This window comes from Streptomyces sp. CG4 (assembly GCF_041080655.1).
In the GTDB taxonomy this organism is placed as follows: domain Bacteria; phylum Actinomycetota; class Actinomycetes; order Streptomycetales; family Streptomycetaceae; genus Streptomyces.
This window is the reverse complement of record NZ_CP163525.1, coordinates 1,153,821-1,178,069: the sequence shown is the minus strand read 5'-3', so window position 1 is coordinate 1,178,069 and position 24,249 is coordinate 1,153,821. Positions and strand designations below refer to the sequence as shown.

The following is a 24,249-nucleotide window of genomic DNA, read 5'->3' as shown; positions in this document are numbered from 1 at the left end:
TCCTGCGGCGCGGGCGACTCGCCTATCCGCTTCACTCGGCGAGCGGCAGGGCGTTCACCTTCGAGACGGGCGGCGCCGTACGGCAGTGAGTGCGGGGCCGAGTGCGAGGATGATGCCGAGAACGGCGTAGCCGTGGGCGAGGGTGGTGAGGGTGGCGACAGTCGCGACGAGCAACGGGCCGCCCGCGTCGCCGAGTTCGCGGCCGAGTTCGGCGGCGCCCATGGTCTGGCCCAGGCGTTCCTGCGGTGTCGACGAGGCCAGGGCGGCGAAGCCGAGCGGGGTGATCAGACCGGTTCCGGCGCCGATCAGGGCGGCGCCGGTGAGGATGCCGGTCAGGCCGGGCAGCATCGCGCAGCCCAGCCCGGCGGCGGTGAGCAGCAGTCCCGCCGTGATGCCGGACCGGGTCGTGAGGCGTCCGTCGTCCAGGGCTCGCCCGGCCCGCGGCTGGACCACGGCCGCGCAGGCGGCCAGCAGCGACACGGCCGCGCCCGTGGCCACCGTGCCGAGTCCGGCCACCCGGCCCGAGACCGGCAGGAACCCCACCCCGACCGACAGGGCGGCGGTCGCCGCCGCCAGCGCGGACGTCGGGACGAGGAAGGCCGGGTCGGCCAGCCGCCGGGCCAGGTCCAGCACCGTCTGCCGGGCCCTGGGCAGCGGTGGTACGACCGGGACGGCGAGCGCCGCCCACACGGCGACCGCCGCACCGAGCACCGCCAGGACCAGGAACAGCAGCCGCAGCCCGCCGGCCCACACCACCACCCCGCCCAGCAGCGGACCGAGGGTGTAGCCGATCGACTTGTAGAAGCCGTAACTGCCGAAGGCCCGCCCGTGCTTGGCCGCCGGGTTGAGGCGGGCCACCAGCGCGGATGCCGCCGGGGAGAAGGCGGAGGCTGCGGCGCCCTGGCCGAGGCGGGCGGCCCACAGCCAGCCGGGGCTGTCCGCGACGGCGTACACGGCGGAGGCGGCAGCGAAGGCGATCAGTCCGCCGAGCAGGACCGGGCGTGCGCCGATCCGGTCGGCGAGCGTGCCGAACACCGGCTTGAGCAGCACCTCGGCACCGTCGTACAGCGCGAGCAGGCCGCCGAGTACGAGCAGCGAGGTGACCGCGCCCTCGGCGTGTGCGCCGAGGCTGGCGGCGATCCCGTGCGCGCCGAAGGCGGTGGTGAAGCCGGCCGCGTACAGCGGCCACATCTGCCGGGCCGGAGCGGAGGTGGCGGTCGTGGGCGCGCTCACCGCTCGGTCTCCGTCGACCGGTGCAAGGCCGCGAAGACCCTCTCCGCATAGTCGTCGCAGGTCGCGGCGCACTGCTTGAGCCGCAGTCCGGCCTCGGTCGCCTCCGGGGCGCCGAACACGTCGCGCGCCGTCAGGTCGCGGTGCCAGCGCCGCAGCCGTTCCAGCGACTGTTCCTCTTCCTCCAGCTCGGCCAGCGTGAACTTGGCGATGCGGATCTCCTTGGCGATCTCCGCCTCGAACTTGCCGCAGTCGGCCAGGAATTCCGTCCAGTCCGCGGACCGGGCAGCGGTGAACAGTGCCTGGAAGCGGGCGGCGTCCCCGGCGCTGCGACCCGCGGCGTTCAGGGTGACCACCTGGCCCGCGGCCGCGTTCGTCAGTTCCACCGCCCGGGCGACGCCCTCGGCGAAGACCAGCACGTCCGGTACGGCCCACACGCCCTGACCGAGCGAGAGGGCGCCGATCCTGCGCAGCTCACGCCAGACGGCCACCCGGTGCCTGGACGGCTCGGCGGGCAGTTTGATCACGAGGACGAGCCAGTTGCCCGCCGGTTCCGTGTGCGCCACACTCAAAAATGTATCAGGCGTTACATCTCACACCGTGTGCTTGTGGTCCGACTCTGCCGCGCGGCTCTCGCGGCGGGCGCGCAGGAGTTCCAGGGCCAGCGGCAGCAGCGAGGCGACGACGATCAGTCCGACCAGGGGCAGCAGATAGCGGTCGACGTTCGGGATGCTGGACCCGAGGGCGTACCCGCCCAGGACCAGGCCGGCCGTCCATGCCAGCCCGCCGGTGACCTGCCAGAGCGCGAAGGTGCGGGTGGGCACGCCCACGATCCCGGCGAGTGGATTGAGCACGGTGCGCACCACGGGGATGAACCGGGCCAGCACGATCGCCTTGCCGTGGCCGTACCGGGCCAGCAGCTCCTCGGCCCGGGTCACCCCGTTCGCCAGATGCCGGTTGGTGGTACGGGCCACGAACGCCCGGCCGGCGCGGCGCCCGAGCAGGTGACCGACCTGGGCGCCGAGCAGCGCTCCGGCCGCGGATGCGGCCAGCACGGCGGGCAGCGAGAGATGCACACCGTCGCGGGTGGTCGTGCACAGCAGCCCTGCCGTGAACAGCAGCGAGTCACCGGGCAGGAAGAAGCCGATCAGCAGGCCGGTCTCGGCGAACAGCACCAGGAACACGCCCGCGGTGCCGAGCGTCGTCAGCAACGAGGTGGCATCCAGCGGATTGAGGGCCTGGAACACCCGGGGTCCTTTCCTGCCACGCGCCGCCGCGGGGTTACCCGGTGCGGGAGCGCATGGCACGTCTCAGGAGAGAGCGAATCTCGGAGCGGCTCGGCCGAGTGGCCGCCGGTCAGCCGATGGTGAAGTAGACCAGGCTGCCGAGCCCGGCCAGGGTGCAGTAGACGGCGAACGGGATGAGGGTCCGGTTCTCGAAGTAGCGGACCAGGAACTTGGTGGCGAGGTAGGCCGCGATGAAGGCGGCGACGCTGCCCGCCAGGAGCGGCCCGCGCAGGCCGTTGCCCTCGGGGCCGAGCAGCGGGGGCAGTTTGAGCAGTGCGGCTCCGCCGATGACCGGTGTGGCGAGGAGGAACGCGAAGCGGGCGGAGTCCTCGTGGTTGAGGCCCTTGAAGATGCCCGCGCTGATGGTCGATCCGGAGCGGCTGATACCCGGCAGCAGGGCGAGGATCTGGGCGGCGCCGATGGTGAGGGCCTGGCGGATGGTCATCCGGGTGATCCGCAGGTCCGACAGCTCGTCCGGGCTCAGGTGTTCCTCGCCCGGCGCGACGGCGTCCCCGGCCCGCCTGCGGCCCGTGCCGCCGCGGCGCAGCTTTTCGGTGACGAAGAGGACGATGCCGTTGAGGGCCAGGAAGATCGCGGTCGGCACGGGCCGCCCGAGCGTCGTGCGAAAGACCTTGTCGAGTGCGATGCCGGCGACGCCCACGGGGATGCAGGCCGTGATGATCAGCCAGGCGAGCCGCTGGTCCACGGTCTGGATGCGGCGTTGGGTGATCGAGGTCCACAGTCCGCGGGTCACCCTGACCCAGTCGCGCCAGAAGAAGACCACCAGCGCCAGAGCGGTGGCCAGGTGGAGGCCGACCAGCTCATTGAGGTACAGGGAATCCGCGGCGGAAACGTCCAGGTCGTGTTTCCAGTGCCCGCCCAGGAGGGCGGGGATGAGGATGCTGTGCCCGAGGCTGGACACGGGGAACAGCTCGGTGACGCCTTGCAGCAGGCCGACGCCTATGGCTTCGGGGTAGGTCAGGACGGACATCGATGGCCTTCGACTCGGAATCCAGGCAGGGTGAGGCTTCGGGGAACGCTCGCAGCGGCTCCGGCCAGTCAGAAAACTACTACATCTTGTAAAACCTGGGGGGCCGGCGCGAGGTGTTCATCTCGACGACGCGCAAGGTTCACCGTGCACCGGCCCCCCTCTACTGATGTCTACGGATGCCGCCCGGGGCGGGAGGGGCTGGGCGTGGGCGAGGTGCCGCCTCCGGCGGTGCCGCCGTTGGTTGTACCACCGCCGGTGGTACCGCCGTTCGTGCCGCCGCCGATCAGCCCGCCGTCGCCCGCGCCGCCGGTCAAGCCGCCGCCGGTGGTGGCGCCCGAGGTGTCGGTCGGGCTCGGATCGGGGCAGTTCTTCTTCCGGTGGTGGCACGGGCCGGCGGAGGGGCTCGGCGTGGCCGATGCGGACGAGGTGGCGTGCGGGGTGCTCGCGGTGGGGGAGGGAGTGGGCGACGGGGCGCCGTACTCGTTGGTGCTCTGGCCCAGTTGCGGTGCGGGCGGGAACTGCTGGACGGGCTGGCCCTGGAGAGCAGCGGTCATGTAGCCGGTCCACACCTCGGTGGGCATGTCGGCGCCGAAGACCTTGGAGAAGCCGCCGACGCCCTGCATCGACTGCAGGCCGGAGTTCTTCGGGTCCTCCTTGAACATGCTGACCGCGGTGGTCAGTTGGGGGGTGTAGCCGATGAACCAGGCCGACTTGTAGTCGTCGGTGGTTCCGGTCTTGCCCGCCGCCGGGCGGCCGAGGGCCTGGGCGTTGGTGCCCGTGCCGTTCTTGACGACGTCCTGAAGGACGTCGGTGACGGTGTCGGCGGTCGAGGCGGGCATGGCCGTGGTGCCCTTGGGTTTGCCGAAACCGGGCAGCTGCCGGCCCTCGGTGACGACCTTGGTCACCGAGTACGGCTCGTGCTGGACGCCGCTGTCGTCGAAGGTGGCGTACGCGTCGGCCATGCGGATCGCCGAGGGGGTGGAGGTGCCGATGTAGAAGCCGGGGGTGTCGTACTGCAGGCTCTTGCGCAGCAGGCCCGCCTTGAGGGCTTCGCCCTCCACGTTGTCGTAGCCGACGTACTCGCCGAGCTGGACGTAGGGGGTGTTGACCGACTGCTCCATCGCCTTGCGCAGGGGGATGTAACCCCATTTCGTGGGAACGTCGTTGCGCTGGTGGAGGAGCCCCGTGGGGTCGTTCGAGTCCGGCAGTTCCTGGCCCTGCTGGTTCTTGATGGTGATGCCGTCGTTGCCGTTGAACTTGGATGCCGGGGTGATCGGTGAGGCCGGCTGGCCCGGGGAGAGCACGGCCCCGTGGTCGAGGGAGGCGGCCAGGTCGATCGGCTTGAAGGTGGAGCCGACCGGCACACCGGTGGCGTCCGCGTTGTCGGTCCAGTGGCCCTTGTCCCAGCCCGCCCCGCCATACAGGGCCACGACCGCGCCGGTCGACGGGTCGATGGACGCCGCGCCGACCTGGACGTTCTTGTCGGCCGACCGGTGCTTCGGATCGAGGTGCTTCCGCTCCATCGCCGCGACGGACGCCGAAAGGGCCTTCACCTTCTTCTTGTCGAAGGTGGTGTAGATCTGGTAGCCGCCGTGGCCGAGCTGCTGGTCGGTGAGGGACGAGTGGGCCTCGACGTACTTCTCCGCGGTCTGCACCAGGTAGCCGGTCTGTCCGGACATCCCGGCCGACGGCGTGTAGGGCTTGGGCGTGGGGAACCCGGCGGCGAGATACTGCTGTTCCTGCGCCTGGCTGATGTTGTGGGTGGTGACCATGCGGTCCAGCACGTACTTCCAGCGCGCCGTGGCCTGGGCCTTGGCCTGCGGGTCGGTGTCGGCGAGCATCATCACGCTCGGCTCGTTGACCGTGGCCGCGAGGAACGCGCCCTGGCTGACGGTCAGCTGGGAGGCGTGCACGTGGTAATAGATGTTGGCGGCCGCTTCGATGCCGTAGGCGTCGCGCCCGTAGTAGCAGCTGTTGAGATAGCCCTGCAGGATCTGCTGCTTGGACAGCTGGTTGCCGATCTTCAAGGAGATCAGGATCTCCCTGAGCTTGCGGGTGACCGACTGGTCCTGGGTGAGGTAGGTGTTCTTCACGAACTGCTGGGTGATGGTGGACCCGGACTGCACCTCACCGCCCGTGGCCATGTGATAGACGGCGCGCAGCATGCCCTGTGTGTCGATGCCGGGGTCGCTGTAGAAGGTGGCGTTCTCCGCGGCGAGGAAGTCCCACTGCACCAGCTTCGGGACCTGGGCGAGGTCGACGTTCTGCCGGTTGGTCGACCCCTGCGTGGTCATCACCGAGCCGTCGGACCAGTAGTAGGTGTTGCTCTGCTGCTGGGTGCTGGGATTCGGACTCGGGATGGTCGTGGTGGCGTAGGCGTACGAGAACAAGGCCAGTATGCCGCCGATGAACAGCAGGAAGGTGCCGAGCACCTGCTTCCACGAGGGCAGCCACCGGCGAAGGCCCCGCCTGCCCGCCCGCGGGTAGTCGATGAAGCGGCGCGGGGCTCCGCGCCCGGCGCCCGCGGTGCCCGGGTCCGCCGCGCGCCTGCCGGGGCGTCCGGCGTCCGCACGCCGTGCGCCCTGCGCACGGCGGCCTCGTCCGCCGTCGCCCCGGGCGGCCCTGCGCGCCTCGGCCCTGCCGCCGTGCGGTATGCCGTCCGTGCCGGACGGCCCGGTCCGCCCCGATGTCCGGCGCCGGTGTTCACTCATACTCGCCACTCCTCAGCCAGGCACAGACCCGCCCGCCGCTGCGAAGTCGGCCGGCCCCGCCGTGCTGCGCGAGGGGGGCCTGGCCTGGGGGGACTGACGCTCCCGGAACCTACTACAAGCTGTAAGACTAAGCGGTGCCCGGCGTGCGAAGGCAACCGGCCCCGAGCAAAGTCCGACGGCCCGCTGGTTCCGCCGTTCCAGAACCGGCGCGATGCCACCGGCGCCGCAGGACTCCTCGCCGGTCGCTACGACGCGACGGTCTGGGTCCTGGCCGGGCGGTCCTCGGTGTGGAGGGGATGGGCGGGGCCCTGGGCCCGAAGATGGACCTGGCTGCCGACCGCCGGCGGCGGGGCGTCCAGGTAGACGACGAGACGCTCGGGCAGGTCCAGGCCGGACTCCGGGGCGCACTCGACGCGGTGGTCGTGCCCCCGGAACAGGCAGGCGGTGACCTGGGCCCGGACCGTGTGCGGGCCGGGTTCGGACGTCATCCGGAGCTGGTGGGGACGGAGCATGACGACACCGTCCTGCTGCGTGTCGGTGGTGAGGGGCAGGGGTCCGAAGGCGGTGGTGGCGTATCCGTCGGCGGGTTTGGCGGGCAGCAGGTTGGCCTCGCCCAGGGCTCTGGCGGTGCCCGCGTCCGCCGGCTGGTGGTAGAGGGTGTGGGGAGTGCCGGTCTGCACGATGCGGCCGTCCCGCATCACGGCGATGGTGTCGGCGAAGGCGAGTGCCTCGTCCACATCGTGGGTGACCAGGATCGCGGTGGCGCCCGCCCGGCGCAGGGTGGCGGCGACCTCCGTGCGCAGTTCGGTGCGCAGCGCGGCGTCGAGGGCGGCGAACGGTTCGTCCAGCAGGAGGAGTTGGGGACGGGGCGCCAGGGCCCGGGCCAGCGCCACGCGTTGCTGCTGGCCACCGGAGAGCTGATGCGGATGGCGGTCGGCGAGGCCGTCGAGCCCGACGAGGCCGAGCATCTCCGCCACGCGCTCGCGGCGGGCGGCGCGGGGGAGGCCGAAGCCGATGTTGGCGGCGACGGTCAGGTGCGGGAAGAGCGCCCCGTCCTGCGGTACGTACCCGATGCGCCGGCGCTCGGCCGGGACCCTGGTGCGGCCGTCGTCGAGGCTGCGGCCGTGCAGGGTGACCTGGCCCCGGGTGGCGGGGTGGAAGCCGGCGACGATACGCAGCAGGGTGCTCTTGCCGCAGCCGGAGGGGCCCAGGACACAGGCGAGCGCCCGGTCCTCGACGGTGAGGTCGAGCCCGGTGAGCACCGTGCTGCGGCCGTGTGCGGCCGTCAATTGCCTGATCCACAGGCCCGGCTGGCCGGTCATCTCAGTTCTCCCTTGGGGCGGTTGCGCGAGTGCCGAGCGTGCGGCGGGTGAGGATCAGGACGGCGGGCACGGACAGGGCGACCATCACGGCGGCGTACGGCGCCGCCGCCCCGTAGGAGAGCCCGGTGGTGTAGACCCAGAACTGGGTGGCGAGGGTCTCGGTACCGGTCGGGCGCAGCAGCAGCGTGGCGGTGAGTTCGGTGCTCGCGGTGAGGGTGACCATCGCGAAGGCCGCGCCGAGGCCGGGCAGGATCAGCGGCAGGGTGACCCGGCCCAGAACGAGGATGCGGCGCACACCCAGCGAGCGCGCCACGTCCTCGACGCCGTGCGGCACATGGGCCAGCGAGGCCCGTACGGAGGTCAGGGCGAGCGGGAAGAACAGCACCACATACCCGGCCACCAGCAACGACGGCTGCTGGTAGAGGGGTTGGGCGTAGCGGATCGCGAAGTACACCACCGACAGGGCGACGGCGATGCCGGGCAGTGCCCTGGTCAGGTAGGCGGCGCGTTCCACGGTGCGGGCCAGGCGGGTGGGGCGGCGCCAGGAATAGAGCGCCACCGGCACCGCGGCGGCGGTGGCGAGGGCCGCCGCCGTCAGCGCGTACCCCAGGGTCGTCGCCGTCTCGGTCACGATGGAGGCGGACGGCAGGGTGGTGGAGCTGCCGCGCACCAGCCAGTGGACGAGCGCGAAGACCGGCACCCCGAGAGTCACCCCCACCACCGCCGCCAACGCGCCTGCGGCGACCGGCTTCCAGTGGCCCAGGGCCACCGGAGCGCAGCCCCGCCCGGTGGTGCCCTCACGCACCACCCGGCCGCGCCGCGCCGCACGCGCGTCGAGCGTCACGAGGAGCAGGGCGAGACCGACCAGGGTGAGGGTGAGCAGGCTGGCGGAGGCCATGTCGAAGCTGGTCTGGAACTCGTTGTAGATCGCGGTGGCGAACGTGGTGTAGCGCAGCATTGCGAACGCGCCGTATTCGCCCAGGAGATAGAGCGACACGAGCAGCGCGCCGCCCGCCAGGGCGGGGCGGGTGAGAGGCAGCGTGACCCGCCACAGGGTCGCGAGCCGGCCGCGGCCCAGGCTGCGCGCGACCTCCTCGGCCGCGGCGTCGGCGTGCCGCAGTGTGGCGGCCACCGGCAGGAACACCAGCGGATAGAGCGAGGACGTCATCACCAGCACCGCACCCCAGTACCCCTGTACCCAGGGGAACAACGAGACCCAGGAGTAGCCGTGGACGAACTCCGGCACGGCGAGCGGCATCGCCAGCGCCACGGTCCACGCCCGGCGCGCCGGAAGGTCGGTGCGTTCCACCAGGTAGGCGGCAGTGAAGCCGAGCACGAGCGTGCCGGCGGTGACGACCGTGGTGAGGGCGACGGTGTGCCACAGCAGCGTGCCCACCACAGGCCGGGCCAGCAGGCGGTGTGCGGTGTCCCCGCCCGCCTGTGCGGCCTGCAGCCCGACGAACACCAGCGGCGAGGCGACGAGCAGCGCGACCAGACCCGCCACCAGCGGCAGCGGGCCCGGCGCCGTACGCAGCGTCCTCACAGCAGGCCGACGGTCTGGAGGAGCTGCAGCGCGTCCTTGCCGTCACCGAGGTCACCGGCCCGCACGACCGGCCCGGAAGCCGTCAGCGCCCGGCTCACCTTGCTGTTCTTCACCCCGGCGGCGAGCGGATACTCGTAGCTCTCGGAGGTGGCGATGATCTGCTGGGCGGGCTTGCCGGTCAGATAGGCGAGGAACGCCTGAGCTGCCGCCTGGTGCTTGCCGTGGGAGAGGACGGCCGCTCCGGAGACGTCCACCAGCGCGCCGGGGTCGCCCTGTGCGAAGTAGCCGAGTGCGCTGTGGATGTGGGCGGCACCCTGTTCGTCGCGCAGCCGGTACCAGTAGTAGTGGTCGATGACGCCGCCCTCGACCTCGCCCCGGTTCACCGCGGCGACCAGGTCCTCGTTGCTGCCGTAGACCTTGCTGTTGGCCTTCAGCCCCGCCAGCCAGCTCTTCGCGCCGGCCTCGCCCGCTGTCCTGATCATCCTGGTGACGATCGGGGTGAAGTCCGTCTCGCTCGGCGCGATGCCGAGCTTCCCCTTCCAGGCCGGGCCGGCCAGGTCCTTGACGCCGGCGGGCAGTTGGGCCGCCTTGAGCTTGCCGGTGTCGTAGACGAACGCGGCCTCGCGGGCGGAGACGCCCACCCAGTCGCCCTTGGCCGAGCTGTCGGCCGACGGCACGGTGGCCAGGGTGGCGGCGTTCACCTTGGCCAACAGGCCCTTGTTCTCCAGGGTGGTGAGCGCGGGCGGGTTCTCCGCGAAGAACACGTCCGCCGGGGAGGCAGGCCCCTCGGTGAGAATCTGGTTGGCCAGCTCCGCCTCGTCACCCGAGCGGACATTGGCCTTGATGCCGGTCCGCGCCTGGAAGTCCTTCACCAACGCGCTGACCGTCTGCTCGTGCTGACCGCTGTAGACGGTGATCGTCTGCCCCTTCAGCGAACCACCCGACGCCGTGTCCGACGCACCCCCGGAGTCGTTCGAACCGCTGCACCCCGCCAGTGCCAGGGCCGACAGCGACACCGCCGTCGCCAGCACGGCGGACCGGCGCGCGGACCGCAGGACGACACGAGACATGGGACCTCCGAAGTGAGACACACGGGCCGCCGACACCGCCCCCACGGCACCCGCCCGTCAGCAACAAAGCACGGCTACCGTACTTAGGTAAGCCTTGCCTGAAAACACGCCCTCGGGGCGTCGACAAGTCATCATTCGGCCACTCTCGGATCCTGAAAGTGATATTTTGACCGGCTTTCAAGGTGCATTTTTGACCACCTCATAGCCTGCTCATAGCGTCCTCATGACAGCCTCATCACCGTCGGCCGCACCAACGGTTACCAAAGCGTGACAGCGGGTGCTCGAAGGGGAGGCCGTGACCGACGGAGTACGGTGAAGGTGCCGAGGGCTCTTCGCGCGTCTGTCCCACACGGCGCCGTTCTCGGCGGACGACGACTCCGGGCCGGCTCCGTCCGGACCCGGGACAGGATGCGGCTCATGACCGTGCACGGGCCCGACCGGAGAGGTCGGCAGGGGCCGTCCCCCCTGGAAGGGGAGCGCATCCGCCCGCTGTCGCGATGGCAGATCGAAGACCGGCTGGAGGAACTCGGCGACCTGTACGCGGAGACCTCCGGAGGCGATCCAGGGGCCCGTGACCAGGACCGCGAGCTGTTCTTGAGGCGCCTTGCCGCCGAGGTACAGCGGCCGGGCTTCACCCTGCTGGTCGCGGAGCGGATTGTGCTGGAGGAACTGCCGGAGGCGGCCGGCACCACGGGGGCCGAGGACACCGCCCGCCACGGGGAAGGCGCCGTGGTGACGGGATGCGCCTACGGCTTTCCGGTACGCGCGTCCGGGCCCTGGTGGCGAGGTCTGGACGAGCGTCTCCCGCGGGAGTTGCTCCGGTTCGCCGCGTCCGGGAGGCTCTTCGCCATCTCCGGTCTCGTGGTCCAGTCCCGGGTGCGCACCCAGGACCAGGGCCGCGACTGGAACCTCGCCCGGCGTCTGCAGCGGAGGCTGCTCGCCGATCACACGGCCGTGCTCGACGGCCACCCCGCCGTGCTCGGTGTCACGGTGGTGGACCGCGGCGACGCCGCGGCCCTTCGGACACTGCGGTCCTGGGGGTGGTGCCTCGTCACACCCCGCTCGGCGCCGTGGTGCGCCCTGACCATCGGGCAGTGACGGACTCAAAATCCCTCCAGGACCCCGGCATTGAGCTGCCATCATGGCGTCGTCGCAGATCGGGACCCGGGGGGAACGCCACCATGACAGCTGCCGACGTCTACGACCGGCCGCCCTACCGCGCCGACGCGCCGCCCCAGTCAGGTGGACCTGCCGCATGGGTGCTCGACGTCTTCCTCCCGTGGCGACTGGCCCGCCGCATCTACGGGCCGTTCCGCCTCTTCCGGTTCACCGCCGCTGACATCGTGAGCCTCGCCGGAGCGGGAGCACTGCCCGGGAGGTACGGCCGGCCGGTCGCGTCCGCCGTCGCCGAGCAGGCGATCGATCCCGTCATCGAACGACTGCTCCTGCCGCGCGTGCTGCTGGGCCTCGGCCTCCTCGTGTTCGTCATCCGGCTGGCGACCGGCACCGGCATGAACGGCGTGATCGACGACGCGTTCGGTGACAGTCTCCTGATGCTGGGCACCGGGCCGGTGTCACTGCTGCTGGCCTGTGTGCCGCTCGTCGCCCTGGCCCGCCCCGGCACGAGAGGGACGGTCGCCCGGATGACCACGCGCCCCCTGGCCACCGCGTTCATCACAGCGGCGTTCTGCGGCCTCTTCGTGTACTGGGCCAGTCACGGCGGGGCCAACTACCACCCGGATTCGGTCACCACGCTGCTCGTCTCACTGATCCTCGGCCCCTGGCTCGCGGCGTTCTTCGGCTCCGTCCTCTACCTGATCCACCGCAACGCCTTCAGCGTGGGCGGCCACCCCCTCGTCCGCCCCCTGGCCTGCGTCCCGCTCGCCTGGCTGACCGCGGCGGGCCACGCCCTCTTCATCGACCTCGCCTACGCCTACCCCCACGCCGACCCGCCCCCGGCCTACTTCGTGGCCCTGTTCGCCGGTCCCGTCGGCGTGACCGTCACCGCCGTGATCGAGGTGATCCTGCTCCGCCGCCGGCACGGGGTCGGTTTCCGGGGGCCGCTTCCGGGCTGGACCCCACCGCGTCCCCGGATCACCCCGGTCCCCGGCGACCTGGTGGCACGCCTGCGCGCCGACGTGGCTCGCGGCCACGCGTACGGCTGGCCGCACGTCACGGACCGGAACGGCGTCGTATGGGCCGTCACCCCCGCGACCTGGGCCCGGCAAACGGTCATGTGGCCCTACGTGCCCTCCTTCACCGGCGAGACACTCCCCATGCTGCACTCGGACCTCGAAGCCACGGCCGGGCCCCTGACCCCGACTGGTTACGGAACTCGGGGCTGAGCGCGGACAGTTCGCCGACGCGGGGCTGTCGCCTCAGTTCCGGGGGTTGCAGTCGTAGAGGGCGAAGCTGCCGTCGGTGTGGCGGCCGTAGGCGGTCGGCCGGATGCGGGTGCAGTGGGACTTCACCCACTTGGTGGCGGCAGTGGTGGGGCGCTGGGTGGTGAGCAGGGCGTAGCGGAGCTGGTGCGTGGCGACGAGAGTGCCGAGCTGCTGGGCGGTGGGGAAGGGGGTGTTGCCGGTGAAGCCTCCCATGACGAGGAGGGGCTCGGACTTCGCGCGCAGCAGGGGCTCGGCGGTGTAGGCGGCCTGGGTGGCGAGCAGGTACTTCTCGCCGTGGCGGTGCGTGGTGAGGTAGTCGAGCAGGGCGGTGTCGCGGGCGCTGGGCCGGTCGAGTCCGGTCCGCCGCGGAGCGTGGCGGTGATGGGTGCCGTCGCGGAACGCGCTGCCGACCGGACCGGTCACCGGCGAGGTGGCGGGGCCCGCGTAGAGCGGGTTGAGGCTGGACGCGGCCCAGCCGGCCGGTACGACCAGGGTGGCCGCGATCCCGGCGGCGAGGGCGCCGTGGACCATCCGCGGGGAGGTGCGCGGCCCGCGGCTCCACAGGCCCGCCACACCACACAGCGCGAGCATCACAGCGACCGGCAGCAGCCAGGAGACGAATCGGGTCGGCCAGTCCAGCACCAGCGCCCACACCACCGTCAGCACGATCGCAGCCGGCAGCGCCAGGTGCCGCCGGCCGCCCGCCTCGTGCTCCGCCTTCTGCCCCGACTCGTACCCCGACTCGTACCCCGACTCGTACTCCGATCGGAAGAGTGCGAGCCCGCCGCCGGTGAGCGCGGCGAGTGCCGGGGCGATGACGGCCGTGTAGTAGGCGTGGTTGCCGTTGGAGGAGCTGAACACCAGGGCGTGCACGGCCAGCCAGCCCCCCCACATCAGAAATCCCGCGCGCAGCAGGTCGGTTCGAGGCCGGCTGGTGCGCCAGACGACGCCCAGGACCGCGGCGAGCACCGCGAGCGGCAGGAACCAGGCGATCTGCGGGCCGATCGTGTGGTTGATCAGCATGTCCCAGCCGGTGTTGCCGGTGGTGCGGCTGGCGGCGGTGCCCGCGACGGCGCCGAACGCGGTGGAATCGCTGCTGAAGCGGCTCAGGCCGTTGTAGCCGAAGACCAGGGCGAACGGATCGTTGCCGGACGTCCCGTCGAGGTACGGGCGGTCGGCGGCCGGTGTCACCCAGGCGATCAGCACCCAGGAGCAGGAGACCGCCAGGGCGACCGCACCGGCCAGCAGGACGCGCAGGGCGCGGTTCAACCGGGTTCCGGGCGCGGCGAGTTGGTAGACCGCGGCGAAGACCGGGAGCACCAGCCACGCCTGCAGCATCTTCGTCTGGAAGGCGAGCCCGACCCAGATCCCGCAGGTGATCAGCGGCAGCAGCCGCTCGGTGCGCACCGCCTTCTGCAGCGCTCCGGCGGCCGCCACCAGGAGCAGAGTGAGCGCGGTGTCCGGGATGGTGGCCCGGTTGAGGACCACGGTGACCGGGGTGAGGGTGAGCGTCAGCGCGGCGATGAGCGCGGCGAACGGCCCTGCCCAGGCCCGTACGATCCGGTGGAGCAGCCAGACGGTGAGCACGCCCTCGACGACCTGCGGCAGCGCGGCCGCCCAGGTGTGCGGGCCGAAGAGCCAGACGGAGACGGCGTCGGGCCAGAAGGCGCCGGGCAGTTTGTCGATGCTGATCGAACCGCTGGCGTCGAGCCCGCCGAAGAAGAAGGCCTGCCAACTGCTCGCCATCGACCGTATCGCCGCACCGTAGTAGGGGTGGAGCGCGGCTTGCCCGATGCCCCAGCCGTACAGCAAGGTCGCGACGACCAGCACTGTGGCGAGCGCGGGGCGCTCCCAGCGCGGGGCGTCTTCCGGCATGCCGAAGCGGCGGGTCGCCGCCCGGCGGCCTCGGTGCGCGCCGGTGGGCTGGACGGCGGGTATGGCGGTCATGGCAGTGGTCCTCGGATCAGCAGGTCAGGTGAAGCGGCGGTGCACAGGCGGCGGGATCATCGGGCGGCGGGTTCACAGGCGGCGGGCCGCCCGGAAGCCGCGGGCGTAGAAGTCGGTGCCGTCCAGCAGCGAGCGGCCCGACAGGTCGCCCAGGGTAGGGCCGTCGGCGGCGGACCGGCTGGAGTAGAACCGGTGCCGGCCCTGGTCGTCGAGGCCCATGTACATGCCACAGTGGTCGATGAAGTTCGGCCGGTCCTTGATGATGGCGAAGAAGACCAGATCACCGGGTTGCAGGCTCCCCAGACCGGTGGGCTGCTCGCCGGTGTCGGGAATCACCAGGCGGCCGGGACCGTAGGCGGCGATGGCGAAGGCGCGGCGCGGCAGGCCGGTGCCCCGGGCGTTGGTGTTGTGGAGGGGGATGCCCATGCGGTAGCCCCACACCAGACGCTGGAAGCCGGAGCAGTCGACGTCGCCGTAGCGGGCCTTCTCCGGCTGCACGCGCGTGCCGTCCGGGAAGGTCCAGTCGATGCCCAGATAGTCGTAGAAGTCGGACTGTTCGTCGTGGTAGGCGAAGTCCAGCGGGTTGTTGACCTTGGCGTTGCGCGGGCCGAAGTGCGCGGTGCCCGCGTAGCGCACGCCGGCGTTGTTGTGCTTATTGGGCGCTCCGGCGCTGCTGTACTGGAACGCCACCGCGAAGACGTCGGGGCTGGTGTCGCCGAGAGCCTTGCGGAACCAGCCCTTGAACCAGGCGGACTTCTCCATGCCCCGCTGCCACTCGTGCGGCAGCACCCGCACCCAGGCGTCCGTGGTCACGCTGGCCTCCGTGGTCCGCGGCTCGCTGAAGCTGCGGGTGGGCCCGGTGAGTACGGCCGTACGGGCGCCGTCGGTGAAGGTGGCGAGCGTGCCGCCGTCGGCGGCGCGGACCACGGTGCGGTCGGGGGCGGACAGCCGCTCGAAGGTCTGGCCCGCGGTGGAACGGGCGCCCACACCGGTGCCCGTGCCGTCGGCTGCCGTACCGCCGCGGTCGTCGCTGCCTGCGCTGCCGTGCCCGAAGCGGTCCCAGGCGTACCCGCCCGCAACCCCGGCGGCCGCCACGCCCGCGATCGTCCCGAGCAGGGCGCGGCGAGTCGGGCGGCTGCGTCTGCCGACGGGTTGGGAGTACATGGCCGGTCCTCCTGGAAGTGCGAGGTGAGAGTGCGGTGGGCAGGTCAGCCGGTGGGCAGGACACCGATCAGCAGACCGGAGACCAGCACCACGTACGTGGCCAGCGTCACCGCCGTGGTCGAGATGAGCGTGGCCGCCATCGGCTGGCGGACCATCTGGTAGGAGACCAGGCCGGGGACGATGAAGCCAAGAGTCTGTGACGTGTACAGCAACGGAAACTCATGGCTGAGGGCGAGCATCACGGTGGTCTGCATCAGCACCGCGCACAGCACCACCGCGGCGAACAGCCGCTTGCCGTAGAGAATCACCGTGCGCTGCACGAGCTTCGTCGCGAAGTACGTGAGCGCCGCCACACCGACCATCAGCGCGGCCATCTGTACGTCGGTGACGAGCGTGAGGGCGATCCAGCCCGGGGTGATCATCCCGCCGGGGGAGAGGTTGGTGGTCAGATAGCAGACGAGCGAGAAGATCAGCCCGAGGGCGATCCCGAGTGCGGCGGTCTGTGCGGTGAGGTTGGCGGGGATCACGGGTTCCTCGTGGACTGGGACGGATCGTGGGACTGGTACGGGTCGCCCTTGGCGTTCTCGCCATCGGGCCGGCCCTGGCGGGCGGCGAACCGGCGGGCGAGTTCGCGCTGCTCCGGGATGTGGAAGCCGTACGCCGGTGTCTCCAGCGGTGCCACCCAGCTGTACGGCTCCGGCTCGGGCGGCCGGGCCACCGCGATCCGCGGCCGGGGCAGCGCGATCTGCATGGTCTCCTGGTCCAGGCCGTCGCCGTCGGGTACGGCGTCCAGCGGGTCCTCGGATTCGTCCAGCGGCAGTTCGGCGAGGCATTCCAGGAACAGTTCGCCCTGGCCGTGGATGTTGCCGATCGCCACCAGCGAGGAGGCCGGGCCGAGTTCCGCGAGGATCGCCTCGGTCAGCTCCGCGGCGTCCCGGCGGTCGCCGCCCAGATCCACCACCCGCCCGGTGAAGCCGGCCGGAATGGCGTCGCGGGCGCTCTTGGTCGGGTGGCCGATCAGGAACACCGTCTCGGCGGCGAGGTCGGGGACGATCGCGCCCATCTGGCCGTTGCGCTCCACCCGGTCCGGGCGGCAGTTGATGACCACGTTGAGCGGCCGTCTGATCGCGCCCAGATCCTCCAGCTGCTGGACGTTCATCAGCGTCGACTCGGGATCGTTGGCCGCGAAGACGTTGGCGAACCGCAGCCGCTTGCCCTCGGGGGTGACGTAGCGCTCCACCGACAGCACGCCCGGGTCGGGCGGCGCGTCCCACATGCCCTGCATCGCGGTCTGCCGGTCCACGCCGAGCAGTTCGGCGACGGTGAGCGCGATCGCCACGTTCTCCTTGAAGGTGAACCAGCTGAAGCCGCGCAGCTCCTCGTCGGTGACCGTCTCCGGATCGGCGTAGACGAGCTTGCAGTTACGGGCGTCGGCCTCCTCCTGGAGGATGTGGAAGCGGTCCTTCTCCGCCGTCACGCACACCCCGCCCACCGGCATCGAGCGGGAGAGCGAGCGGGCGACGTCGTCCAGCGTCGGCCCCATCTCCTCCAGATGGTCCTCGCGGACATTGCACAGCACGCCGATCGTGGAGCGGATCAGCTTCTCCTGATTGATCTCCTGCAGCGCGGGCATCACCGCCATGCACTCGATCACCAGCGCGTCCGGCCGGTAGGTCGCCGCCCGCCGCACGATGCCGATCTGCTCGACGATGTTGGACAGCCCGAACTTGCGGTACACCGGCTCCTCGGTGGCATCCGGGTGGATGAACCGGGCCGCGGTGCCGGTGGTCTTGGCCACCGTGACCAGGCCGCCGCCGCGCAGGGCGCCCGCGCACAGCCGGGTGATCGAACTCTTGCCGCGGATGCCGTTGACCAGCACCCGCGTGGGTATCTGCTCCAGCGAGGCGAAGTGCCGCTGCTGCTCCATGATTCCGGCGATCCACAGCGCGGCGCAGCACAGCAGGACTATGACATAGAGGAAAAGCACGCGATTCCGTCCTTCTACCGCTGGAGGGTGGTCTCACGCAGGGACCGGGAGAGCCCGGCGGCATGGCCGGATCTGGCCGCCCGGTCGCGTTCCGCCAGGGCCTGGCGCATCAGCTCCAGGCCGCGGGTGACCGAGCCGACCTCGTCGTGGTTGACAGGGTGCAGCACGGTACGGCGGTCTCCGCCGGCGAGCCGTTCGATGAGCACGGCGACCGCACGCAGCGGCCGGATCACCACGACATGCAGCCAGCCCAGGCAAGCCGCCCCCAGGGCGAGGCCCAGGATCCCGGCGAGCACGGTGCGCTGCTCGGCCTGCACCGCGGGGATCTGCAGCGCCGCCGCGGGCTCCGTGGTCACCACGTGCCAGCCGAGGCGTGCCGTCGGGCCGCTCTGCGCCAGCGGCGCGGCGGCGTCCACCGACGGGCCGGAGGACGAGCGGAGCACCGCCGAGGTCGCGGTGCCCGCGGTCCCCGGGGCGCCCTGGGTGGCGCGGGCGAGCCGGGTCAGACCGGAGTCGGGCAGCGACTGGAAGGCGCGGTAGCCCACGCTCGCCGCCAGCACCTTGTTGTCGCCGTCCGTCACCCAGACGCTGCCCAGCTTCGGCCTGGGCAGAATGGAGTTGAGCGCCTTCACGTCGATCTCGCCGAACAGGACCACCCCGGCCGCCGGGGCCTTGCCCTTGACGGCCCGGACCTGGGAGTAGGCGGCGATCGCCGGGATCCGGCCCGAGGTGTTGACTTTGGTGATCCCCCCGCCGTCGGGCACGTGGACGAGAGTGCGCAGCGGTGTGTCGCCCACCCTCAGTGCGATGCCGCCGGAGCGGTCCAGGAGATACAGCGAGCGGTACTGCTTGTGGTCGGCGAGGGTGCGCCGCAGCACCTCGGTCTGGGCGGCCCGGCTCCTGCCCGGCAGCCCCGCTGCCACGTTGCTCAGGTCGGTGTACGACTGGTCGAGGGACTGCCGGATCCGGTTGGCCGCGCTCTCGGTGCGCGCCTGCTGATTGGCGAGGACCGGAGCCGGCACCGCGGTCGCGGTGTCCGCCCGGTTCAGCAGGAAGATCATCGGCACTGCCCAGCAGGCCACCACCAGCACGCAGGCCACGGCCAGTGCCCGGTAGCCCGGTCCGCGCCGGGCCGGGAACTCCTCCGGGCCGCTCTCGCCGAGCAGTTGCCGGCGCAGTGACTCCAGTGCCCGCCCGATCCGGGTCAGTTCCCCGAAGCCATGCACCGGAACCGGCCGGGACAGCTCCCCCCACGCGGCCGGACCGTCCTCGGTCGCACCCCGGGCCAGGCGGCCGGCGGACAGGTACAGCCGCAGCAGAGGCCGCTGTACCAGGAAATGCAGTGCCAGCCCGAGCAGCAGCGCGAGCCCGGCCAGCGCCCCGGCGGCCTCAAGCGCGAAGCGCGAGTAGTCGGCGGCGGCGGTCGTGGTGGGCACCGCACGGGAGGTGAGCACCACCAGACCGAGGTTGTTGGTGTCGCCCGGACCGGTCGTCGAGGCGACCTGGGCCCAGCCGACCACCGTGCGCCGGCTGCCCGTGGCGGCGCCCAGCAGGCTTCCCGAGGCGTCGGTGTCCCGCCCCGATTCCCTCGCCGCGCGGGACGCCGCGGCGGGCAGACCGCTGTCGGCGGCGGCCGGCGATGCCATACCGCTGGCCGTGGTGGCGAGCGCCGTGCCGTTCGCGTCCAGCACTGCGGCGCCGCGTCCGTCGCCGTACGTCGTGAGGACGGGGAGCGTCTCGGAGACCACGAGCAGCCACTGCCGGTCGGGCCGGCCCGGGACCTGGTTCTGGTCCTGGTTGGCGTCCTCCTGCTGCGCGGGCAGCGTGACCCTGGCGAAGTACAGCAGTTGCCGCGTGCCGCCGGACGTCACCAGCCGGGGCGGAATCGCCCCGTGCCCGGACGCCGTGCCGGGGACGTCCACCCCGGCCAGCGGCACCGGCTTGCCGCCGGCTGCCAGCAGTCTGCCGGTGTGCGGGTCGAGCAGCGCACTGCCGAGGACCGCCTTCCTGGCGGAGGTCAGCGCCTTGAGCGCGGTCGCGGGGGTCGATGTGCTCGTCGCCGGGTACGCGGCCGCCGTACGGCGTACCGTGCTCGACTCGACGTCGATGGCGGTGCGCACCGACAGTGCGGTGTCCGCGGCGATCTGCTGCTCGCCGTTCAGTACGGCCTGCGGTATGGGCTCGGACTGGATGCCGTCGAGGCCGATCACGGTCAGGGCGGCGACCACCAGCAGGAGTACGACGAGGGAGGCTATCGGCGGGCGCACCCCGCCAAGCATCGGCATGTCGGCGCGGCGGCGGATGCGGTGTCGGCGCGGCGCCCGGGGTGCGGAGGGCAGGGCAGCGGATCCTTTCTCAATTTGCGGCGAACGCCGGAATGTTCGACAGGACGAACACTCTAGCCTCATTCGATCACATAACCATCACACTTTCGTCCCTGTGTCGTACGTGCGCACGGGATATTGGGTGACGGTCGACGTATGCGGGAGCGGCCCCCGGGCAGGCCGAAGGGCGGACCCGGGGACAGGACCCGCCCTTCGGGCGTCCGGTCAGCGGACGAAAGAGATCTCCGGGTACTGCTCGGCGGGCCCGTCGAGCAGGGAGCTGTGCCGCTTGCGCAGCTCCTGGTCGAAGAAGGCGGCGAGGTACTCGCGCTGGATCTGGACCGCCCGGTCCGGGTCGATCGTGCCGAACATCTGCTGGAGCTGATCCTGGGAGAGCCCGAGGAGGCCCGCCTCCTGTGGCACCATCCACTCGTTGTCGCTGAACGACAGGTGGGCCGCGCCGTGGAGCTGGATGTCGACCCGGTATCCCTTCAGATGCGACCACAGCGTGCGCCACGAACCGTCGTTGTTGCGGTTGTGGGTGCCGGAGCTGAAGAGCATGAAGGGGCGGTCCAGGTCCTTGCTCGGCGCCGAGCCGAAGAACTGGCCGTCCAGGTCGGCACCGGCGGCGATGCGATGGTCGAGCTGCATGGCGGTGTCGACCGCCGCGCCGCCCAGCGACCAGCCGAACATCCCGATGCGGGACATGTCCACGGACTGCGACAGCCCGGAGGGGAGCGTGGCGTGGCCGGCGTCCGGGTCGCCGCCCTTGCTGATCGTGCCGAGCTGGTTGATGACGAACCGGATGTCGGCCGCGCGCACCTTGAGCGTGTCGGAGGAGTGGGCGCCCGGCGGCATGGCGTCGACCTCGAGCCGGTTGCCGGGGAACTGCACCTCGTTGGCGTCGTGGGTGTGGTCGACGGTGACGACGAGATAGCCGCGGCTGGCGAGGTCCTGGGCGAGCGCGGTGCCCATCGCGCGGTCCGAGTGCAGCCCGGTCGAGTACAGCAGGACGGGCAGCTTGCCGAGCTTGGTGTTCACCGGTGCGAGGACATGGCCCGCGGTCGTCGGCAGGGTCACCTGCTGCGGCGACAGCCCGCGCGAGGCGAGGAAGTGGGCGCCGGAGATCGACGGCATCCACGGAGCCTGATAGTGCCCGGACGTGGCGGTGGCCGGATACCAGAGCGAGACCATCAACTCGCGAGAACTGCTGCCGGGTATGTACGGATCCGTACGGGACTTGTCGACGAGGTGCAGGCCGACCATACCCACGCTGTACGGCCCCGTCGGCGCGGGCATGTTGAGCTGGAGACCGGACGCGTCCGCGCGGCCCGACGCGAGGGCATCGGGGTGTACGGCCTTGTGGTGCAGCGGCGCCTCGTCGTTCTCGGGCGCCCAGGGCGTGTTCTGGCCGGGCTGGTTGGGCTGCTCGGGCTGCTCGGGCTGGTCGGGCGAGAACCCGGTGGCCGAGGGCTTGTTGGACGTCTTACCGGCGGCCATCGCCGGCGTCATCCCCGCACCCAGAGCGACGGCCAGCGCGCCCGCCGTACCGACCGCTCTGGCGATCGCTCTGCGGCGGGGGCGCGGGCGGCGGTGTTTCATGTGATCCCCTTGGTGGTCAGCGATCGCAGAACGGGCGATCGACTGCCGCACACCGTACCGCCGCGGCGGCCACCGGACTGACGCTGCCGGGATGCCACGGTGGCGACTTTACGTACTCCATGCCGAGTGCTGTCACGGCCCGATCACCCGCCGGCGCTTCATGGCACCGGCAGAGCCCCTGAGATGCGGCTTGCCGAGGCGCTCGGTGACTACACAGCGCGGATATTCAGCAGCTTTGGTTCCGACCGGCCTTTTGCTGGGTGAACTTACCTGTTTCCAGGGCTTGTTTTCGCCGACCGGACAGGATTTCCCGGCAGGGCCGCCTGCAGCGAAAAGCCCAGGCGATCCGAGCTCACAGCGGCGTCGTCTCCTCGATCTGCCACGGCGCCTGCGCGCTCATCAACTCCCGCGACGCCGACGTGAATCCGCTCGCACAGAACCGCACCGGCACAGGCTTCGCGGCGGTCGAAGAAGGGCTGCCTGGCGTGAAATAAGCGTGCCAATTCTCCCGGAGGGCGAATTACGCGCGAGGGGTGCCCTTGCTGGTCGCTGTCGGCGCGCGCGCCGAGGCTCCAGGCGGTCTCCGAACCGCCGGCCGTACCTGCGCGCAGGTCGACGTAGTGCCGGCAAAGGTATCTCCAAGCCCACAACCTTTCGGGCCGTCCGAGCCACTTGGGGATGTCACTCATCCCTGGAGGAAGCAATCCCCCTGGTGTCCTCTCAGTCCCATCGGCGCTCCCGCGCCACCCGCCGTACGGTGTTGGCGGCCGGCGGGGGTCCTGGTCGTTGTCGGCGGTCTTGCCTGCATTCCTCTGTTCGCGCAGGCCAGCTCTACGCACTCCGCCCGCACGCTGACCGTTGCCGCGGACGGCAGCGCCCCTTACCGGACGGTCCAGACGGCGATCGACGCGGCCTCGCCCGGGGACACGATCTCCATCGGCAACGAGGTCTACCACGAGGTCGTCACCGTGCCCGCCACGAAGAGCGGGCTGACCGTCGTGGGCGCCACGGCGACCTTCGCCGCCAAGGACCTCACGGTCAGGAACGTCACCATCGCCAACTCCTTCAGCAAGGCGGCGCATCCCGGGATCAGCGGCCAGGCCGTCGCCCTGAACGCGCAGGGCGACCGGCAGGTCTACGAGAACGACCGCTTCCTCGGCCACCAGGACACCCTGCTGGCCTGGGCGCCCCGCGCCACCGCGCTGACCCGGCAGTAGTTCAAGTACGGCTTCCTCGTCGCCAACAGCACGGTGAGCAGCACCGCCAGGGCCAACACCTACTACCTGGGCCGTCCGTGGCACCCCAACGCCGCCTCGGTGGCCCAGGTCCTGTTCCGCAACACCGTGCTGCCCACCGCCGTCAAGCAGGCGACCCCGTGGACGGACATGAGCGGCTTCTCCTGGCAGTCCGCCCGGTTCGTCTCCTACGCCAATACAAGGCCGGGCGCGGCAGCCAACGCCAACACGCCGCAGCTCACCGCCGCGCAGGCCGCCGAGCACACCGTGCAAGCGCTGTAGACGACGCGGCACCCCCGAGGGCAGGAACCCGTGGCCCGGGAACAGCCGGATTCCCGGGCCACCGCGCGCCTCCGCCCACCTCGACCCGCATTCCTTTAAGAGTTGCGCAATCAGGTAACTAAACTCCACTCTTCGGCTGTACGTCGATGTGGTCGATCCGCACGGGCTGTGGACGCTGACACTGGGATGCGCGAGGGACAGATGCAGGGGCCAGAACCTTCTGAGACAGAGATCGACATGACGTTCGGGCGGGTCCTGGACCAGGCCCTGAACTCGCAGCAGGTCCTGGACGCCCTGGAGCGCTCCGGCGGGGTTCTCAACCGGGAGCAGTTGCGCACTCGGGCACTCCAGGCGCGTGCCGAGATCGCCGGCGCCGCGGGCGTCGAGTACCGGGCGTTCCTCGAAGCCAGGGCGGCGGCCGCGAGGAGCGAGCCGCAGGATGCGAGCGGCGCCCAGGCGGCCGAGGCACGAGGCGGTGGCGGGCTGCTTCCGGTGCTGGCGGTGCTCGTGCCCAGCCTGGCGGCCGTCTCGACGGCTGTCTTCCTCGTGGCCGGGTACGGCCTGCGCGCCTTCGGGGCGCGCCCCTACGTCGGGGAGGGGCTGATCACTGCCGGGCTGATCGCCGCGGCGGTGACCGCCGGAGGACTGATCGCGGACTTCGCCTACGTGCTGGTGGCGGCGGTGCGCAACCGAACGGACGGCGCGGCACACGCGCCGGCCGGCTCGGCGCCGGAGCCGGCAAAGGTGCGCGAGGAGTGGGAACTGGCACTGCTCGAACGCGGTGTCGTGCCGTTCCTGCTGGGGCGCCTGGAGGAAGCGGCTGACGCACAACGGCGCGGTCGCCGCGCCCGCTGATCCGGGCACGCCGTCCTGCAGGCGGTCTACGTGCCGCTCTGGACCCGCGAGATGATCCGGTCCGGGTCGAAGAGGACCCATCGCGGAGTCGCCACGCCCGACAGCCTGAGCCGGCAGGCGGTGACGCCGTCGGGGCCTGTCCACCATCCGGTGGCGGATCCCGGCCATGGCCACCCGGTCTCGTCGTACACCTCGACCGGCTGATACGCGTCCCGTACCTCGTCCTCCGGTGGCAGCGGACATCCTTGTGCCAGCTGGTCGAGCACGCCTTCCGCGGTGGTCGTCTCCCGCATGGCCAGACCCATCCCCTTCGCCT

20 protein-coding genes are annotated in these 24,249 nt (G+C 71.4%); 5 read left to right on the top strand and 15 right to left on the bottom strand.

From position 1 onward, the window contains the following. Nucleotides 1-54: 54 nt before the first annotated feature. The 8 genes from AB5L52_RS05405 to AB5L52_RS05370 form a co-directional block, all read right to left on the bottom strand. Nucleotides 55-1,191 carry an MFS transporter gene (locus tag AB5L52_RS05405; protein ID WP_369368825.1) on the bottom strand — a complete coding sequence of 379 codons (1,137 nt, stop codon included), beginning with the start codon at nucleotides 1,189-1,191 and terminating at the stop codon, nucleotides 55-57. Between the two features lie 38 nt (nucleotides 1,192-1,229). Beyond that, nucleotides 1,230-1,802 (bottom strand): Chromate resistance protein ChrB, encoded by a 573-nt coding sequence (locus tag AB5L52_RS05400; RefSeq protein WP_369362798.1) that lies wholly within the window; start codon nucleotides 1,800-1,802, stop codon nucleotides 1,230-1,232. Nucleotides 1,803-1,823: 21 nt separating this feature from the next. Further along, complete coding sequence (locus tag AB5L52_RS05395) at nucleotides 1,824-2,477, bottom strand: DedA family protein (RefSeq protein ID WP_369362797.1); 654 nt, start codon at nucleotides 2,475-2,477, stop codon at nucleotides 1,824-1,826. Nucleotides 2,478-2,586: 109 nt separating this feature from the next. Next, a complete protein-coding gene (locus AB5L52_RS05390; protein WP_351568494.1) occupies nucleotides 2,587-3,507 on the bottom strand; it encodes an undecaprenyl-diphosphate phosphatase in 921 nt (306 codons plus the stop codon). A gap of 170 nt (nucleotides 3,508-3,677) precedes the next feature. Beyond that, nucleotides 3,678-6,218, bottom strand: a complete 2,541-nt coding sequence (locus tag AB5L52_RS05385) for a transglycosylase domain-containing protein (protein ID WP_351568497.1) — start codon at nucleotides 6,216-6,218, stop codon at nucleotides 3,678-3,680. 245 nt (nucleotides 6,219-6,463) lie between these two features. Further along, on the bottom strand, nucleotides 6,464-7,540 hold the full coding sequence (locus AB5L52_RS05380; protein WP_351022477.1) for an ABC transporter ATP-binding protein: 1,077 nt from the start codon (nucleotides 7,538-7,540) through the stop codon (nucleotides 6,464-6,466). A 1-nt stretch (nucleotide 7,541) separates the two neighbouring features. Next, on the bottom strand, nucleotides 7,542-9,083 hold the full coding sequence (locus tag AB5L52_RS05375; protein WP_369362796.1) for an ABC transporter permease: 1,542 nt from the start codon (nucleotides 9,081-9,083) through the stop codon (nucleotides 7,542-7,544). Beyond that, entirely contained in the window at nucleotides 9,080-10,153 is a 1,074-nt protein-coding gene (locus AB5L52_RS05370; RefSeq protein ID WP_351568505.1) for an iron ABC transporter substrate-binding protein, read from the bottom strand. The genes AB5L52_RS05375 and AB5L52_RS05370 overlap by 4 nt, the downstream gene beginning before the upstream one ends. A 417-nt stretch (nucleotides 10,154-10,570) precedes the next feature. Here AB5L52_RS05370 and AB5L52_RS05365 point away from each other — a divergent pair, with 417 nt between their 5' ends. Beyond that, nucleotides 10,571-11,251 carry a hypothetical protein gene (locus AB5L52_RS05365; protein ID WP_369362795.1) on the top strand — a complete coding sequence of 227 codons (681 nt, stop codon included), beginning with the start codon at nucleotides 10,571-10,573 and terminating at the stop codon, nucleotides 11,249-11,251. Nucleotides 11,252-11,334: 83 nt separating this feature from the next. Continuing rightward, on the top strand, nucleotides 11,335-12,498 hold the full coding sequence (locus tag AB5L52_RS05360) for a hypothetical protein (protein ID WP_369362794.1): 1,164 nt from the start codon (nucleotides 11,335-11,337) through the stop codon (nucleotides 12,496-12,498). 33 nt (nucleotides 12,499-12,531) lie between these two features. Here AB5L52_RS05360 and AB5L52_RS05355 read toward each other — a convergent pair whose 3' ends face one another. The 6 genes from AB5L52_RS05355 to AB5L52_RS05330 all read right to left on the bottom strand — a co-directional run bounded on the left by AB5L52_RS05355 (nucleotide 12,532) and on the right by AB5L52_RS05330 (nucleotide 21,561). Then, nucleotides 12,532-14,484 carry an ArnT family glycosyltransferase gene (locus AB5L52_RS05355; RefSeq protein WP_369362793.1) on the bottom strand — a complete coding sequence of 651 codons (1,953 nt, stop codon included), beginning with the start codon at nucleotides 14,482-14,484 and terminating at the stop codon, nucleotides 12,532-12,534. A 72-nt stretch (nucleotides 14,485-14,556) separates the two neighbouring features. Beyond that, nucleotides 14,557-15,648: a hypothetical protein gene (locus tag AB5L52_RS05350; RefSeq protein WP_369362792.1), complete on the bottom strand. Its 1,092-nt coding sequence runs from the start codon at nucleotides 15,646-15,648 to the stop codon at nucleotides 14,557-14,559. Nucleotides 15,649-15,692: 44 nt separating this feature from the next. Further along, entirely contained in the window at nucleotides 15,693-16,175 is a 483-nt protein-coding gene (locus AB5L52_RS05345) for a poly-gamma-glutamate biosynthesis protein PgsC/CapC (protein ID WP_351022457.1), read from the bottom strand. Further along, the gene (pgsB, locus tag AB5L52_RS05340; RefSeq protein ID WP_369362791.1) at nucleotides 16,172-17,635 is read right to left on the bottom strand and encodes a poly-gamma-glutamate synthase PgsB; all 1,464 of its coding nucleotides are present in this window, start codon (nucleotides 17,633-17,635) and stop codon (nucleotides 16,172-16,174) included. Before pgsB ends, AB5L52_RS05345 begins: the two co-directional genes overlap by 4 nt. A 14-nt stretch (nucleotides 17,636-17,649) precedes the next feature. Beyond that, on the bottom strand, nucleotides 17,650-19,902 hold the full coding sequence (locus tag AB5L52_RS05335) for a HAMP domain-containing protein (RefSeq protein WP_369362790.1): 2,253 nt from the start codon (nucleotides 19,900-19,902) through the stop codon (nucleotides 17,650-17,652). Nucleotides 19,903-20,184: 282 nt separating this feature from the next. Further along, nucleotides 20,185-21,561 carry an alpha/beta hydrolase family protein gene (locus AB5L52_RS05330; RefSeq protein WP_369362789.1) on the bottom strand — a complete coding sequence of 459 codons (1,377 nt, stop codon included), beginning with the start codon at nucleotides 21,559-21,561 and terminating at the stop codon, nucleotides 20,185-20,187. Nucleotides 21,562-22,529: 968 nt separating this feature from the next. On the opposite strand from AB5L52_RS05330, the gene AB5L52_RS05325 reads away from it, so the two are divergent. From AB5L52_RS05325 to AB5L52_RS05315, 3 genes are all read left to right on the top strand, one after another. Beyond that, entirely contained in the window at nucleotides 22,530-22,778 is a 249-nt protein-coding gene (locus AB5L52_RS05325) for a pectinesterase family protein (protein WP_351568527.1), read from the top strand. A gap of 33 nt (nucleotides 22,779-22,811) precedes the next feature. Next, entirely contained in the window at nucleotides 22,812-23,078 is a 267-nt protein-coding gene (locus tag AB5L52_RS05320) for a hypothetical protein (protein ID WP_369362788.1), read from the top strand. A gap of 237 nt (nucleotides 23,079-23,315) precedes the next feature. Further along, nucleotides 23,316-23,933 carry a hypothetical protein gene (locus tag AB5L52_RS05315; protein WP_351022441.1) on the top strand — a complete coding sequence of 206 codons (618 nt, stop codon included), beginning with the start codon at nucleotides 23,316-23,318 and terminating at the stop codon, nucleotides 23,931-23,933. A 26-nt stretch (nucleotides 23,934-23,959) separates the two neighbouring features. Here AB5L52_RS05315 and AB5L52_RS05310 read toward each other — a convergent pair whose 3' ends face one another. Then, entirely contained in the window at nucleotides 23,960-24,226 is a 267-nt protein-coding gene (locus AB5L52_RS05310; protein WP_351022438.1) for a hypothetical protein, read from the bottom strand. Nucleotides 24,227-24,249: the final 23 nt, after the last annotated feature.

What these genes read in the sequence shown, in the direction of transcription:
- AB5L52_RS05405 (WP_369368825.1), bottom strand. Translation starts at nt 1,191, where the DNA reads ATGTGGCCGCTGTACGCGGCCGGCTTCACCACCGCCTTCGGCGCGCAC.
- AB5L52_RS05390 (WP_351568494.1), bottom strand. Translation starts at nt 3,507, where the DNA reads ATGTCCGTCCTGACCTACCCCGAAGCCATAGGCGTCGGCCTGCTGCAA.
- AB5L52_RS05385 (WP_351568497.1), bottom strand. Translation starts at nt 6,218, where the DNA reads ATGAGTGAACACCGGCGCCGGACATCGGGGCGGACCGGGCCGTCCGGC.
- AB5L52_RS05380 (WP_351022477.1), bottom strand. Translation starts at nt 7,540, where the DNA reads ATGACCGGCCAGCCGGGCCTGTGGATCAGGCAATTGACGGCCGCACAC.
- AB5L52_RS05370 (WP_351568505.1), bottom strand. Translation starts at nt 10,153, where the DNA reads ATGTCTCGTGTCGTCCTGCGGTCCGCGCGCCGGTCCGCCGTGCTGGCG.
- AB5L52_RS05365 (WP_369362795.1), top strand. Translation starts at nt 10,571, where the DNA reads ATGACCGTGCACGGGCCCGACCGGAGAGGTCGGCAGGGGCCGTCCCCC.
- AB5L52_RS05360 (WP_369362794.1), top strand. Translation starts at nt 11,335, where the DNA reads ATGACAGCTGCCGACGTCTACGACCGGCCGCCCTACCGCGCCGACGCG.
- AB5L52_RS05355 (WP_369362793.1), bottom strand. Translation starts at nt 14,484, where the DNA reads ATGACCGCCATACCCGCCGTCCAGCCCACCGGCGCGCACCGAGGCCGC.
- AB5L52_RS05350 (WP_369362792.1), bottom strand. Translation starts at nt 15,648, where the DNA reads ATGTACTCCCAACCCGTCGGCAGACGCAGCCGCCCGACTCGCCGCGCC.
- AB5L52_RS05330 (WP_369362789.1), bottom strand. Translation starts at nt 21,561, where the DNA reads ATGAAACACCGCCGCCCGCGCCCCCGCCGCAGAGCGATCGCCAGAGCG.
- AB5L52_RS05315 (WP_351022441.1), top strand. Translation starts at nt 23,316, where the DNA reads ATGACGTTCGGGCGGGTCCTGGACCAGGCCCTGAACTCGCAGCAGGTC.
- AB5L52_RS05310 (WP_351022438.1), bottom strand. Translation starts at nt 24,226, where the DNA reads ATGCGGGAGACGACCACCGCGGAAGGCGTGCTCGACCAGCTGGCACAA.